This window comes from Humiphilus diazotrophicus (assembly GCF_059726315.1).
Map to the genome: position 1 here is coordinate 4,769,573 of NZ_AP040870.1, position 13,635 is coordinate 4,783,207.

A 13,635-nucleotide genomic window follows, 5' to 3' on the forward strand; every position below is an offset into this window, starting at 1 on the left:
ATGCACTCATGATCATTACCAGGACACCGTTACGCATTTCCATTGGAGGAGGAGGCACCGATCTCCCCTCGTACTATCGAGAGTTCGGTGGTTTTGTTATTTCCGCTGCCATCAATAAGCATGTTTATATCAGTATCAATAGAAGTTTCTTTCCGGGGTATTTCCTTAAGTATTCCGAAACCGAACATGCAGAGACCCGTGAGGCCATTCGTCATCCCCTGATCCGGGAAGCGCTCACCATGCATGATGTGCAAGGCCCGATCGAGATTGTGAGTATCGCCGATGTCCCTGCAGGTACCGGCTTGGGCTCTTCCGGAACCTTCCTGGTTGGTTTGCTCCATGCGCTTCATGCTCTGAAGCGGCAACCTGTCGGAGCCGAGGTTCTCGCTCAGGAGGCGGTTGAAATCGAAATGAACCGCTTGCAAGAACCGGTAGGGAAACAAGATCAGTACATCGCCGCTTACGGTGGCCTGCTCTGTCAGGAGTATCACGAAGACGATACGGTGACTGTTTCTCCATTACGTATGACTGAGTCGTGCGTCCATGAATTACGCGATTCTCTGATGCTGTTTTTTGTGGGATATACCCGTAGCGCTTCGTCCATCCTGGAAGACCAGAAGAAGAAGTCCGAGCAGCGGGATCAGAAGATGTTGGACGGGCTGCATTTTGTAAAACAACTCGGTCAGGAGATCAAGTGCGTCCTGGAGTCCGGAGACATTCCTTCCTTCGGCAAATTGATGCATGAGCACTGGTTGAGAAAACGTGGCCGTTCCACTGGCATGTCCAGCAACAGAGTCGACGAGTTATACGACTTAGCCATGACAAAGGGCGGGGCTACTGGCGGAAAGTTGGTCGGAGCGGGAGGCGCAGGTTTTCTACTCTTCCACACGACTGACCGAGGTCGTTTACGCAACGAAATGGTAAGTGCCGGCATAACGGAGATGGACTTCACCTTTGACTTCAATGGTTCGGTTGTAATGGCTCGCTAGATCGGCGAGATGTTTCCTGCGCGTGATGGACGGGATGGAAGAAAGGAATTGCTCAAGGTTCCCTTGTTGATGAATCTTTTCTTCCTCCTTTGTCGAGTGATAGGAGTTGCAGTTTCACTCAGCAAGCCGAGAGACGAATGAAGTAGCAAATCAGGGCTAGTCTATGTGCCCTTTTGAATTCTCTATAAATACGGAATACGTGAGAGAGGTTTAACACTGTGAACACTTTGGTCCCATCGATTGGCCCTTCAGGTGGTCGCGAAGTTGTATCCGACATGTTTACTTTAGGTGACTGGGGAAGACTGCTGAAGAGAAGGCAGAAGATTATTTATGGTTGCCTATTGGTGTTTTTAGCTCTCGCGACGATCCGTAGTATTACGGCAAAGCGACTTTACCAGGCTACCGGCGAGATTCAGGTTCAGAAGGAGAATTCCGGCGACTTTGGATTAGGCAATGGTGTTATGTCGGATGGAGGTGCAGGTGTTGATTCTCTCGACTATAACCTTACGCTGCAGACTCAGGCACAGATTCTTCAATCCGACACTATAGCTTTGCAGGTAATCAAGGAGATGAACCTTGAGAACACCGACTTCTATGCAAAGACAAGTGGTGAGGGTGGATTCTCGTTAGTCCCTTCATGGTTATTCTTCTGGCGGAAGCCTGTTGAACCCTTGACCGTACCGATTGACAACGCGCCGAACCGGCGTGCGACGTCGCTCAAGGTTTTTGCTTCCAGATTGAAAATTACCCCGGTTTCTGGAACTCGTTTGATCGATGTTGCCTATCTTGCTCCTAGTCCTTCGATGGCGGCAGATGTGGTCAATCATGTGATTTCCTCATTTACCCGGTACACCTTCGATTCCAGATTTGCTGCTACTCAGCAAGGTTCCGCATGGCTGACCAGCCAGCTTTCTCAGTTGAAGAAAGACGCGGAAGATGCTCAGACTAAAGCTGTAACTCTCCAACGTGAAACGGGAATGTTCGGACAGGATGATCAGCACAACATCGTTTTGTCGCGGCTGCAGGCCCTTAATGACAATCTGACTTCGGCGACGACCAACAGAATTCTGAAGCAAGCCATTTATGAAGCTGCCAAAAATGGAGATCCCGAATTGATCTCTAACTTGGGCGGTAACTCTACGGCAATGGGCAATTCGCCGAACTCTTCTTTCAATTTGTTGCAGAACCTGCGGAATGAAGAGGCGCAGGTGAAGTCTCAAATTGCACAGGACAAGGTGAAGTATGGCGAGAACTTCCCGAAGTTGATGTCTGAGAAATCACAGCTACAGAATATCGAGAACGCAATTCAGTCAGAGGTTAACCGAATCGCCGGACGTGCACGGAGCGACTACGAAATTGCGGCCCGAACCGAGTCGCAGAATCGTAATGTCTTCGAAGGCCAGAAACAGGTAGCGAATGAGCTTAACGACAAGGCGATTGCTTATTCTCTTGCCAAGCAAGAGGCCGATGAGAGCCGGAACCTTTATGAGAATCTGCTCGGAAAGCTGAAGCAGGCAGGCGTTCTCGAGGGTCTGAAGTCGAGCAACATCAGTGTCGTACGGACGGCTGTATTACCTCCTCCCAATTCTCCCAAGAAGCCGAACATTCCTCTCTATTATGCTGCGGCAATTGCGGGAGGCTTGTTCTTTGGAGTGATAGCAGCGATTGCTATCGACCTGTCGGATAACACCTTCCACTCTCTGGCCGAGATAGAACAGTTCCTTGGTCTTCCTATGCTTGGCATTCTGCCGCATTTCGATCGTGGCGGAGGCATGAAGAAGGGGCTCGGTGTCGGATACCGTAAAAGGCGTAGCGGACTGACCTTGAAAGATCCTGCTGCTGTAAGCGGTGGCTTGGTGATCCAGGCAGCCAGCCAGCCGGATTCGGTGTTTGTTGAGTCGCTGCGTACGCTCAGAACCTCGCTTCTTCTTTCCCGTGGAGGCACCGCGCCTCAAGTGATTCTCGTGACCAGCTCGCTGCCCGGAGAAGGGAAGAGCACTTTGAGTTTGAACCTTGCGGGCGTCTTTGCTCAGCAGGGAGGCAGGGTATTACTCATCGATGCAGATTTACGCACCTCGACCTTGCAACGTCGTTTGGGTGTCAATGAGAAGCAGGGATTGAGCGCAGCTCTGTCGGGTGAAGGTAACGGGATTCATCCTCGTAAGTTGGAACAGATTCCCAACTTGTCTGTGATGTTCGGCGGAGCGCTACCTCCATTCCCCTCGGAGCTATTGGGCTCGAAAAGAATGCGGGAGCTCATTGCGAAGTGGCGTAATGAGTATGACTTCATCTTTATCGATAGCCCGCCAGTGCTTCCTGTAACGGATGCGGTCGTGCTATCGCAGATTGCTGACGCAACGCTTCTTGTTGTGCGTCATGCCGTTACCGAGAAACAGGCTGTGCAGAGAAGCTTCCGTTCACTCAGTCGTCAAATGCCTTCCGACGCGATTCTGGGTGTTGTTCTTAATGCGGTTTCAAAGGATTCTGCTGAGGACTACGGATATTACGGATATCAGAGCTACGAATATTCCTCAAAGAGGACGGGTACATATGGCGCGACTCAATAAGCAGAAAGCAAGGCTTGGCGTCTCCCTGGTAACAGTTCTGCTGGGATTGTTCTGTATGCCAGGAAGCAGTGCCCATGCCCAAAACAATGGAAGTTCGAATTTTTCTGCAACTTCCGGAACAACGGCGGTAAACACTGTTAATAGCAACACAAATCCTAAGGTCCCTTCTGAGGACCCTGTGGCAGTAAAGGAGAGTTTGTTAATCGGTCCCGGCGATCTGGTCCATGTTTCGGTTTTCGATGAACCCGAGATGGAACAAAAAGTTCGAGTGAGCGACGCCGGCGATATCTCCTTGAATTTGATTGGGAAGATCAAGGTCTCCGGAATGAGCCCTTCGCAGGCAGCCGGTCTTATTCGGGATAAGTTCCAAGCTGGTTCGTTCCTGAACAATCCGCAGGTCTCTGTCTTCATCGAAGAGTATGCAGCACAGAGCATATCTCTTCTCGGGCAATTCCAGCGTCCCGGACCTGTAAATGTGACCACTCCGCGAAGTCTGCTGGATGTTGTTTCGATGGGAGGCGGTTTGACGGATGTTGCCGACCGTCATCTGGTCATTCAGCGTAAGACCGGTGAAAAGATCAACGTCTTTGTGCCTAACAAAGCAGAAACTGCGCTTGAGCAATCTTCCGTCATGGTCTATCCAGGGGATATTGTGGTTGCCCCAAAGGCTGGCATTGTCTATGTCCTGGGGGATGTACAGCGGCCAGGTGGCTATGTTATGACCAATGATTCCCAGTTGACGGTTCTGCAAGCTCTTGCGATGGCTTCCGGCACCAGCAGAACGGCGAAAGAGAATAATGCACGTTTGGTTAGAAAGGAAAATGACAAGTTAACCGAACAAAAGCTTCATCTCACCGCAATGCAAAAGGGCAAAGTTCCCGATATGCAGCTTCAGCCAAACGACATCATCTGGGTTCCCGCCAGCTGGGTTAAGACTATTGCGCAAGGAGCCTCTGGTATAGCTGCTTCGGCAACCTCTGCCATCATCTATACGCACCCTTAATAAAGGCGTCGGATCTGTTAATCGGAAATGAGGCATGCTTTTGTGCATGCCTCATTTCATTTGTGCGCTCAGATTCCATATCTGGCGAGATTCTGCGAGGACTGAACTCGAAGAATCTCTCCAGACATGGATAAGGCATCAAGCCGCTTTACGATCGGTGCGCCGTTTCTTCCACTTTGCATTCAGTGCCATGATCGGATCGGTAAAGAGCAGGATCAATCCGGGAAGCCATATTCGGACGCCGATCATTCCTGGCCACATGAGTTCGAAATCGGAGATCCAATCGACAAGGATTAAGATCAATCCGCCGAAAAGCAGGATGGCACCTAGCCATCTGCGGACGCGGGGTGAAAAATCGTGCTCTCCCTTATACAAAGTGCCCCGGATATCCGTGATGGGAGGACCAATTCGTCCACGATGGTCATAGACTGAGCACCGTAGAGTGGGTCTTTCTACGACAGCAATTTGTGAGTAAGCCGTTGCTTCCTGCAAATTGTCAAAGACCAGGCAGTATGGTCCGGCTTCCGTGATCTCTTCGAAATGGGAGAAGTGAACCGCATATTCTCCCGGCTGCATCCGCTCACTCCACGTTCCCAGACTCAAGCGTTCATCAAAGAGCGGTAGTGTGCGGGGGGAGGCCATTGGGGAAATTTTACCAAGCCCCTATCTTCTCCATTCAATCGTTGGGCTCCGATTCCGGAAACAACGGCCTGAATCCGGAGTGTCCATTAGTGGACATCTTCTTCTGCTTTCGAACAATTCTTCCCCCGTCCTCAGTTCGTCGCAGGTTCACATGTTTCATAGAATCAATGATTTAGTCCTATGGGCGACATTGGAAGGTGGGATGCTTATTATCTCGTCGGAATGGATATCGCACGCCCAGATTTGAAGAAGAAGCGAATTCGCCGGATGGTCACCATCTCCGGCGTCGTTGTGGTTTTGGTTGTCTTTGCTGCAATTGCAGTAGCGAGGCTAAAACCGGCGGCTCCCTCTGTGGATAGAAGCACGGTATGGACTGACACGGTGAAAAGAGGACCACTTCTCCGCCAGGTGCGGGGTCTTGGAACTCTGGTACCCCGTGAAGACCGTATCCGACTCATCCCGGCGGAAACGGAGGTTACAGTTGTGCGTATCCGGGTTCTACCTGGGGCTAAGGTTCAGCCGGATACGATTCTGATGGAGCTGGCTGATCCCAAGTTGCAGCAGGAGTTGCTTGATGCTCAGCTTCAGCTGAAGGCGGCGCAGGTGGACTATCAGAATATCCACGCCAAGTTGCAGAGTGATCTGATGAATCAGAAGGCCTCTGCCGCGACCGTGAGTGCCGATTTTAAGCAGGCACAACTTCAGGCGCAGACAGATAAGGCTCTTTTTGACCTCGGAGTAATCAGCGGTCTTGCCTACAGCAGCTCTAAGGGCAAGGCGGATGAGCTGACCACCCGCCACAATCTGGAAGGGCAGCGTCTGACGGTCAATGAGCAGGCGATCAAGACCCAGCTCGATGTGCAGCAGACAAAGGTTGAACAAGCCAAGGCTTTGTTGGGTCTCAAACAGCGGCAGTTGGATGCGCTCAGCGTGCGCGCAGGAATCGATGGGGTGCTTGTCGATCTTCCGCACCAGGTGGGTGAGCATGTAGCTCCGGGTACCACTCTGGCCAAGGTTATCCAACCCGATCAATTGAAAGCCAGCCTAAAGATTCCGGAGACTCAGGCCCGCGATATTCAGCTCGGACAACCGGCTCAGATCGACACGCACAATGGTGTAATTGCCGGCAAGGTAATGCGTATCGATCCTGCAGTGCAGAATGGTACCGTTACGGTTGATGTTGAGCTTGTGGGTGAGATTCCGCAAGGTTCAGCGCGTCCTGATTTGAGCGTAGACGGAACCATCGATCTGGAGCGGCTTGGAAATGTGCTTTATGTGGGCAGACCCGCATTCGGCAATGAAAACAGCACGATTACTTTATTTAGGCTGGGCGCTGATGGAAAGACGGCAGTACGTGTTCCGGTGAAGGTAGGTCGCGCCTCTGTGAATGCCATTCAGGTCCTGGAAGGTCTGAATGAGGGAGACACGGTCATCTTGTCCGATATGTCTCGGTGGGATAACACGGATCGTATCCGTCTTGAATAGGAGGGTGGAAAACCGATGTCGATTGACGCGCAAACGCTGATTCAGATTGAAGATCTAACTAAGGTCTTCTATACAGACGAAGTTGAAACGCATGCCCTCGCGGGTGTGCACCTGACAATCTCTCGTGGCGAATATGTCGCCATGGCCGGGCCTTCGGGATGCGGCAAATCCACTTTGCTTTCGATTATCGGGTTGCTGGACACGCCGACGGGCGGACGGTATCTATTGAACGGCAAAGAGGTGGCAAACCTGAATTTTGCCGAACGGTCTCGCATTCGCAACCAGGAGATTGGTTTCATCTTCCAGAGTTTTAATCTGATCGGCGATCTCACGGTATACGAGAATGTCGAGCTGCCTCTCACCTATCGTTCCGGAATGCCTTCGAGCGAGCGGAAGCGGAGAGTTCAGGAATCTCTTGAGCGCGTCAACATGGCGCATCGTATGCGTCACTATCCTGCACAGCTTTCCGGTGGTCAACAGCAGCGTGTAGCCGTAGCGCGTGCTCTTGCTGGCTCCCCCTCTATTCTCCTGGCTGACGAGCCTACCGGAAACTTGGACTCCAAGAACGGTGAGGCTGTTATGAGCTTGTTGCAGGAACTGCATCGTGATGGAGCGACGATCTGCATGGTGACACACGATCCCCGGTTTGCTGCACATGCCGAGCGCCAAATACATCTCTTTGACGGTAAGGTTGTCGCCGAGGGTGAGTTGAAACAGCTTCTAGCAGAGGTTGGCGGGGAATGAAAGTTCTCGTGCAAGATCTGGGTTACGCCTTTCGCCATTGCGTAAGGCCCCAGGCTTTTCCCTGACAGCAATTCTGACGCTTGCCCTATCTATAGGTGTGGCAACGGCAGTTTACATGTTCTTTTGAGGATTCTTCGGAATGTATCGCTTTTGATGCTCGGGGGTGTGGTAGTAGGCTGGGGTGTCGCAATGGGCCTGCAGAAGGTGATTGCTTCGGTCGTAGCTATCCATCTTCGTCACGATCTACCGATATTACTCATCCTAACCGCTTCGCTAGTCGGCATTGGACTTATTGCGAGTCTTCTACCAGCGAAAAAGGCTGCTTCAGTTGAGCCCATGGAAGCTCTACGAACGGAATGAGAGAAGTATATGTACGCCCTGATGCAGGATATTCGTGTCGGCATAGGCCTGTTGTATAGGTCTGCCAAGTCTTCTGCAAGCGTGGCCTTGATTGTTGTTTTATCCCTGGTGATTGATGCGGGATCAATTGCCAGGCTTGGCAGGCAAGTTAAATGCTACTCTGCTTGTCACAAAAGCCATAAGCTGCTTAAAGGCGCTACCGAGATGTACAGGTTTTACTTCCAGGTGCTGACTGAGAGGATTGACATACTACCTTCTATAAAGTTGCCAGGTGTCGGTCAACCAAAAGCATAGTGCTTCTGTTAATCTTTACCGAATTTTCCGAACGGACACGTGTTTGCGTGTGGAGCTATCGAGATCATGATTGATTTAAAAAGCGTTGAGAGAAGTTACAAAAACGGACATGTCGAAACCTGGGTGCTGCGTCGAATTAACCTTTCCATCCGCGAAGGTGAATTCCTTACCATCATGGGGCCATCCGGGGCAGGGAAATCCTCTTTGTTAAATGTTCTTGCTTTTCTCGATGATCAATGGCGCGGGGAGTACTATTTCGAAGGTCAACCTGTTCATCTCCTGAATCGCAAACAGCGTGCCGATTTGGCGCGGCGCAGGACAGGTATGGTTTTTCAAAGCTACCACCTGCTGGACGATCTCACTGTTGCAGAGAACATCGATCTGCCGCTTTCGTATAAAGATATGCCTCGTAAAGAACGGCAATCTCTGGTGGCCGATACCCTGGATCGCTTCAATATCGTTGCGAAGAAGGACCTCTTTCCCAGTCAGCTATCAGGCGGACAACAGCAGCTGGTTGGAATTGCACGTGCTGTAGTCCACCGTCCGTCGCTTCTCTTAGCGGACGAACCAACGGGAAATCTGCATTCTGCGCAAGCGAAGGAGATTATGGAGCTCTTTCGCGAACTGAATGAACAAGGCACGACTATCGTCCAGGTAACTCACTCAGAGGCCAATGCGGCGTATGGGTCGCGCACGATTGAACTGCGGGACGGCTGGTTGTATAGCGACTCTGCAAATCCGCAAATAGCTCAAAGCCCCGAGGTGTCGGCCTAATGAAGTTTTGTACGTCATATGCTGTTCGTACAGTTACGTCCGGAGTATTAACAGCTCTGCTTCTGCCGGGACCGGAGCTTGTTTGTGCTCAGAATGCGTCGCAGATCTCTGCTCCTACTTCCCAAGCAGTTATTCAACCTTCTGTTCGGCTGGATATTCCGCACTCTCATAATTGGATTCGCACTTATCAGCCGGCAACGGTTCCTCCTCCAAATTTGACAAATTCTTCGCGTATCGATTCGATGATTCGTGATGGAAAGTTATACCTGTCACTACAAGATGCGATATCTCTTAGTTTGGAGAATAACCTCGACCTGGTGATTGCTCGTTATAACCTTCCCATCGCTCAAGCCGATGTTATGCGTACAAGGGCAGGTGCATCTTTCCGAGGTGTCAACACCGGTATTGTGTCGAATACACCTGGAGGTACCACTTCTGCGGGAGCGGGTTCGGGAGGTGGTGCTGGTGGTACGACGGGAGGAGCTGGAGGTGCCGGTGCAGGTGCTTCGGGATTAGTGTCCTCTACATTAGGAAGCGGAACCAGTGTTTCCTCGTATGATCCTTCGATAAATGCTTCGGTGAGTATTACTCACTCTGCAGATCCGCTTTCAAACATTCAGATTTATGGCGTACCGGTTCACCGGGACAATAATATCTCACAGTACTTTAGTATTGGCCAGGCATTTCCGACTGGAACAGGGATGACCTTTTCTTTCCAAAGTACTAGGGACACTGACAATAGTATCTATACCTTCCTGAATCCTTCTTTAACGGCCAATTATAAATTTTCTGTTCAGCAACAGTTGTTAGCAGGATTTGGGTTTGGCCCTAATCTGCGTTTTTTGCGGATTGCCAAGAATAACCAGAAGATCTCCGACGAGGCCTTTAAGCTGCAGGTTGTCTCCACAGTTACTCAGATCGAAAATATGTATTGGGATCTGGTGAATGCTTATGATGACGAGCAAGTAAAAAAGCGCTCTCTGGATTTTGCGCAGAAGACTTTGGGCGATGGACGGAAGCAATTGGCTCTTCAGGCCATTCCAGAGATGGATGTATTAAAGGACGAGGCTGAAGTAGCGAATCGCGAGCAGGACTTGACCATTGCCAGGACAACACTTCGTTTTCAGGAATTGTTGATCAAGAATGCATTGACAAAAAATCTCGACGATCCGATTTTAGAAGCAATGCCGGTAATTCCGACAACAGCCAGCGATCTTCAAGCGGATAACACGAAGGAAGAAACAGACGATCTGATTGGTCAAGCTTTAAATGATCGTATTGAGCTGAGAGAATCCGGAATCGATCTCGTCAATCGCGCGATCAGCAAGAAAGCAACAGAGAATGCATTGCTCCCCTCGCTAACTCTGACTGGATTTTATGCCGGTCAAGGCTTAGCTGGTGTGAATAATCCGAAGAGGGGAAGCTCAACTGCGCCAGTAGATTTTTCCGGAGCTGTTACCAATGCATTCAATAATAGTGCTCCGAACTACCAAGTTGGATTGTCACTAGAAGTCCCAATCCGTAATCGAGTAGCGAAATCAGATCAATACCGTTCCGAGCTGGAATATCGTCAGGCGGAACTTCGTCTGCAACAGTTGAAGAAGCAAATCCGTATCGAAGTTCGCAATGCCCAGTTTGCTTTACAACAGAGCCGCGCTCGTGTGGAAGCGGCGAAGAAAGCAAGAGATCTGGCGCAGAAGACCTTCGAGATTATGAAGCAGGAGCTGAATTTGGGCGCTGGATCGAATTTCCAGACCTTAACTGCTCAACGCGATCTCTCCACGGCTGAATCGACGCTAGTCGCGGCTATGACTGCTTATCAGAAGGCTCGTGTAGAGGTAGAGCGCTCCGTTGGGTCAACTTTAGAAGCAAACAGCATCTCGATCGAAGCAGCCAAAACAGGTGTAGTTCAGGCACAAAGGCCGTAGTATTTATGTTGATGGAAGATGTAGCCAGAAAAGATGCAGCATCCCAGCAGGGCGACTCAGCTCCTAGGATACTGATAGCAGACGATCAGACCCACATCCTCGAGGCGTTGGAGCTGTTGTTGAAGCCTGCCGGTTTTCTGCTCGAGGCCTGTACTAGCCCTGGTGCTGTTCTGGAGGCTGTCTCTCGCGAGAATTTCGATGGGCTGTTGATCGATCTGAACTATACGCGCGATACGACCTCGGGCAATGAGGGACTCGATCTGTTGACGAGACTCCAATCCATCGATTCGCAGCTGCCTGTGATCGTTATGACTGCATGGGGAAGCATCGAGCTTGCTGTCGAAGCGATGCGCCGTGGGGCTCGGGACTTCATTCAAAAGCCATGGGAAAATGCCCGTCTATTGTCGATTCTGCGCACGCAGGTTGAACTCTATCGAGCACTAAAACGAGCTCAGTGGCTCGAGGCTGAAAATCGGGTTTTGCGGGCTGAGGGTGTTCCGGAATTCATTGCAACTGCTCCCTCCATGCAGCATGTACTGGAGACGATTGCCAGGATCGGACCTTCCGATGCCAATGTCCTGATTACCGGTGAGCATGGGACTGGGAAAGAGGTGGTAGCCCAGAGCCTCCATGCGGTCTCGTTGCGTTCGTCTCATCCTCTGGTCGCGGTGAATACCGGGGCCCTGCCGGAAGGCACCTTCGAAAGCGAGCTTTTTGGACATGTCAAAGGTGCATTTACCGATGCCCGTGCTGACCGCATAGGCCGTTTTGAGCTGGCAAATAAAGGGACCCTTTTTCTCGATGAAATTGCCAATGTCCCCTTGCGCCAGCAGGCCAAGCTGTTACGTGTTCTGGAGACGGGTGAGTCGGAGAGGGTTGGTTCTTCCAAGACGGTTCGGGTGGATGCCCGAGTACTCTCGGCCACGAATGCCGATCTGCACGCTGCTTGCGCCGCCGGGGACTTTCGTGAAGATCTTCTCTTTCGTCTGAATACGGTTGAAATCTCTCTTCCGCCTTTAAGGGACCGCCAGGAGGATATTCCGGTACTGGCTGCCCATTTCCTTTCCCGGTACGCGACCCGCTACCGGCGGCCTCTTCAAGGTTTCGAATCTGCGGCTCTACAGGCTATGCTGAAGTACCGTTGGCCAGGAAACGTGCGCGAACTCGACCATACGATGGAACGCGCCGTTCTGATGGCTCGTGGTACTAAGATTGAAGCAACCGATCTGGGGCTGACGACGGTGCAGAAGAGCACGACGTCAAACCTGGATGATATGAGTCTGGAGGCCGTAGAGAGCGTGCTTATTCGCAAGGCATTGGCCCGCGCCAAGGGAAATGTGAGTCATGCTGCGGAGGCTTTAGGGTTAAGCCGGGGAGCTCTGTACCGCCGTATTGAAAAATATGGTCTCTAGTGAAAGACGGCGCTTTCGCCGGGTTCCTCTGGGTAACTCGCGAGGGCGCCTAAGCTTTGAACGCCGTCTGCGTTTATGGCTTTGGCTTCTCGGACTTCCCACGTTTATTTTCGCCTTTCTGCATTTCCGGCAAGCAAATCTCTCTGTCAGTACCCTGATCTTCCTCTCTCTGGGAATCCTCCTTGGCTGGGCAATTGCGCTTTCGCTTGTAATGGAGGAAATCGTACGTCCACTCCAAACACTATCGAATGTGATCTCCGCCTTGCGGGAAGACGATTATTCCTTTCGCGCGCGAGGGGCGTTGCGGAACGATGCTTTAGGCGATCTGGCGCTGGAGATTAATGCTCTGGCGAATACCCTGCAATCCCAGCGTGGCAGAGCCTTGGAAGCGACAGCTCTCCTGGAACAAGTCATCAGGGAGATGCAATCGCCGGTCCTCGCTTTCGATCCGGGTGGACGATTGCAGCTCTTGAATACAGCCGGTGCACGGGCTCTCGAACTGGACCTGGATAAATCTCTGGGGCAAACTGCCGAAGAACTGAAATTGGAGCATCTTCTGGAGGTTGCCGATCAGGAGATGCTGTCTCTGACGGTCGGGCGTTTCCCTACAAGGTGGATAGTCCGGAAGACTTCGTTTCGCCTGCAAGGGATTCCTCATACGCTACTGGTGCTCTCAGACGTGAGCATGGCTCTGCGTGAAGAGCAGCGTCAGTCCTGGCAGCGTTTGATCCGAGTTCTTGGCCATGAGATCAATAACTCTCTGACTCCGATTAAGTCTATAGCCGGGAGTCTGCGTATGCGTCTGACCGGGGTTGAAGGAGAGAGTGCGAAAGATTTCGAACGCGGACTCTCGGTAATAGAAGACCGGTCTGAGTCGTTGAATCGCTTCCTGCAGGCTTATCGGCAGCTGTCCCGGCTCCCATCGCCAACACTAAAAGATGTCAAAGTCAGGCCCCTTATCGAGAAGGTCTCTCATATGGAGACTCGTCTGCCCGTTGGCGTAAAGGCTGGACCGGAAATTACTGTTCAGGCAGATAGCGATCAGATCGAACAAGTTTTGATTAACCTGGTCCGCAATGCCACCGAAGCGGCGATGAGCTCCGATGCAGCTAAATGTGGCAAGAAAGAAGATCCTGCCGTGGAGATTACATGGGGAATCGATGGCGGCGATCTTTGTATCCTGATTCGTGACAATGGTCCTGGACTGACAAATGAGAGTAATCTCTTTGTACCGTTCTATACGACCAAACCGGGAGGAAGCGGAATCGGTCTGACTCTTGCACGCCAGATAGCCGAAGGACACAAGGGAACCGTAATGCTCCGGAATAAGGTTGGGGTTCCAGGTTGCGAGGCCGAACTGCGTTTACCCCTCATTCCGGCAGCGAGCACATCAATTGTTGATGGGTGAAATAGGACGCGGAAACCACGATAGGGTAC

Annotated in this window: 12 protein-coding genes; 11 read left to right on the forward strand and 1 reads right to left on the reverse strand. The window is 51.4% G+C overall.

All coding sequences use genetic code 11. The features are described from left to right. The first annotated feature begins 8 nt into the window (after positions 1-8). From AC6I7T_RS20085 to AC6I7T_RS20095, 3 genes are all read left to right on the forward strand, one after another. Entirely contained in the window at positions 9-989 is a 981-nt protein-coding gene (locus AC6I7T_RS20085) for a GHMP family kinase ATP-binding protein (protein WP_497789320.1), read from the forward strand. Between the two features lie 218 nt (positions 990-1,207). Further along, positions 1,208-3,556 carry a GumC family protein gene (locus AC6I7T_RS20090; protein ID WP_497789322.1) on the forward strand — a complete coding sequence of 783 codons (2,349 nt, stop codon included), beginning with the start codon at positions 1,208-1,210 and terminating at the stop codon, positions 3,554-3,556. Beyond that, positions 3,540-4,559 carry a polysaccharide biosynthesis/export family protein gene (locus tag AC6I7T_RS20095; RefSeq protein ID WP_497789323.1) on the forward strand — a complete coding sequence of 340 codons (1,020 nt, stop codon included), beginning with the start codon at positions 3,540-3,542 and terminating at the stop codon, positions 4,557-4,559. Before AC6I7T_RS20090 ends, AC6I7T_RS20095 begins: the two co-directional genes overlap by 17 nt. 138 nt (positions 4,560-4,697) lie before the next feature. Here AC6I7T_RS20095 and AC6I7T_RS20100 read toward each other — a convergent pair whose 3' ends face one another. Further along, complete coding sequence (locus tag AC6I7T_RS20100; RefSeq protein ID WP_497789324.1) at positions 4,698-5,201, reverse strand: hypothetical protein; 504 nt, start codon at positions 5,199-5,201, stop codon at positions 4,698-4,700. A gap of 222 nt (positions 5,202-5,423) precedes the next feature. On the opposite strand from AC6I7T_RS20100, the gene AC6I7T_RS20105 reads away from it, so the two are divergent. From AC6I7T_RS20105 to AC6I7T_RS20140, 8 genes are all read left to right on the forward strand, one after another. Next, positions 5,424-6,686, forward strand: a complete 1,263-nt coding sequence (locus AC6I7T_RS20105) for an efflux RND transporter periplasmic adaptor subunit (protein WP_497794629.1) — start codon at positions 5,424-5,426, stop codon at positions 6,684-6,686. A gap of 15 nt (positions 6,687-6,701) precedes the next feature. Next, the gene (locus AC6I7T_RS20110) at positions 6,702-7,430 is read left to right on the forward strand and encodes an ABC transporter ATP-binding protein (RefSeq protein WP_497789326.1); all 729 of its coding nucleotides are present in this window, start codon (positions 6,702-6,704) and stop codon (positions 7,428-7,430) included. A gap of 123 nt (positions 7,431-7,553) precedes the next feature. Next, positions 7,554-7,790: an ABC transporter permease gene (locus AC6I7T_RS20115; protein ID WP_497789327.1), complete on the forward strand. Its 237-nt coding sequence runs from the start codon at positions 7,554-7,556 to the stop codon at positions 7,788-7,790. A 9-nt stretch (positions 7,791-7,799) separates the two neighbouring features. Further along, positions 7,800-8,084 (forward strand): hypothetical protein, encoded by a 285-nt coding sequence (locus tag AC6I7T_RS20120; RefSeq protein ID WP_497789328.1) that lies wholly within the window; start codon positions 7,800-7,802, stop codon positions 8,082-8,084. Positions 8,085-8,150: 66 nt separating this feature from the next. Continuing rightward, entirely contained in the window at positions 8,151-8,858 is a 708-nt protein-coding gene (locus AC6I7T_RS20125; RefSeq protein WP_497789330.1) for an ABC transporter ATP-binding protein, read from the forward strand. Further along, complete coding sequence (locus AC6I7T_RS20130) at positions 8,858-10,786, forward strand: TolC family protein (protein ID WP_497789332.1); 1,929 nt, start codon at positions 8,858-8,860, stop codon at positions 10,784-10,786. The genes AC6I7T_RS20125 and AC6I7T_RS20130 overlap by 1 nt, the downstream gene beginning before the upstream one ends. Before the next feature lie 5 nt (positions 10,787-10,791). Further along, complete coding sequence (locus tag AC6I7T_RS20135) at positions 10,792-12,198, forward strand: sigma-54-dependent transcriptional regulator (RefSeq protein WP_497789333.1); 1,407 nt, start codon at positions 10,792-10,794, stop codon at positions 12,196-12,198. Then, a complete protein-coding gene (locus AC6I7T_RS20140) occupies positions 12,188-13,606 on the forward strand; it encodes a sensor histidine kinase (protein WP_497794630.1) in 1,419 nt (472 codons plus the stop codon). The genes AC6I7T_RS20135 and AC6I7T_RS20140 overlap by 11 nt, the downstream gene beginning before the upstream one ends. Positions 13,607-13,635: the final 29 nt, after the last annotated feature.

Coding starts and splice junctions, on each gene's coding strand:
- AC6I7T_RS20085 (WP_497789320.1), top strand. CDS start 9: ATGATCATTACCAGGACACCGTTACGCATTTCCATTGGAGGAGGAGGC.
- AC6I7T_RS20095 (WP_497789323.1), top strand. CDS start 3,540: ATGGCGCGACTCAATAAGCAGAAAGCAAGGCTTGGCGTCTCCCTGGTA.
- AC6I7T_RS20100 (WP_497789324.1), bottom strand. CDS start 5,201: ATGGCCTCCCCCCGCACACTACCGCTCTTTGATGAACGCTTGAGTCTG.
- AC6I7T_RS20105 (WP_497794629.1), top strand. CDS start 5,424: ATGGATATCGCACGCCCAGATTTGAAGAAGAAGCGAATTCGCCGGATG.
- AC6I7T_RS20110 (WP_497789326.1), top strand. CDS start 6,702: ATGTCGATTGACGCGCAAACGCTGATTCAGATTGAAGATCTAACTAAG.
- AC6I7T_RS20120 (WP_497789328.1), top strand. CDS start 7,800: ATGTACGCCCTGATGCAGGATATTCGTGTCGGCATAGGCCTGTTGTAT.
- AC6I7T_RS20125 (WP_497789330.1), top strand. CDS start 8,151: ATGATTGATTTAAAAAGCGTTGAGAGAAGTTACAAAAACGGACATGTC.
- AC6I7T_RS20130 (WP_497789332.1), top strand. CDS start 8,858: ATGAAGTTTTGTACGTCATATGCTGTTCGTACAGTTACGTCCGGAGTA.
- AC6I7T_RS20135 (WP_497789333.1), top strand. CDS start 10,792: ATGTTGATGGAAGATGTAGCCAGAAAAGATGCAGCATCCCAGCAGGGC.
- AC6I7T_RS20140 (WP_497794630.1), top strand. CDS start 12,188: ATGGTCTCTAGTGAAAGACGGCGCTTTCGCCGGGTTCCTCTGGGTAAC.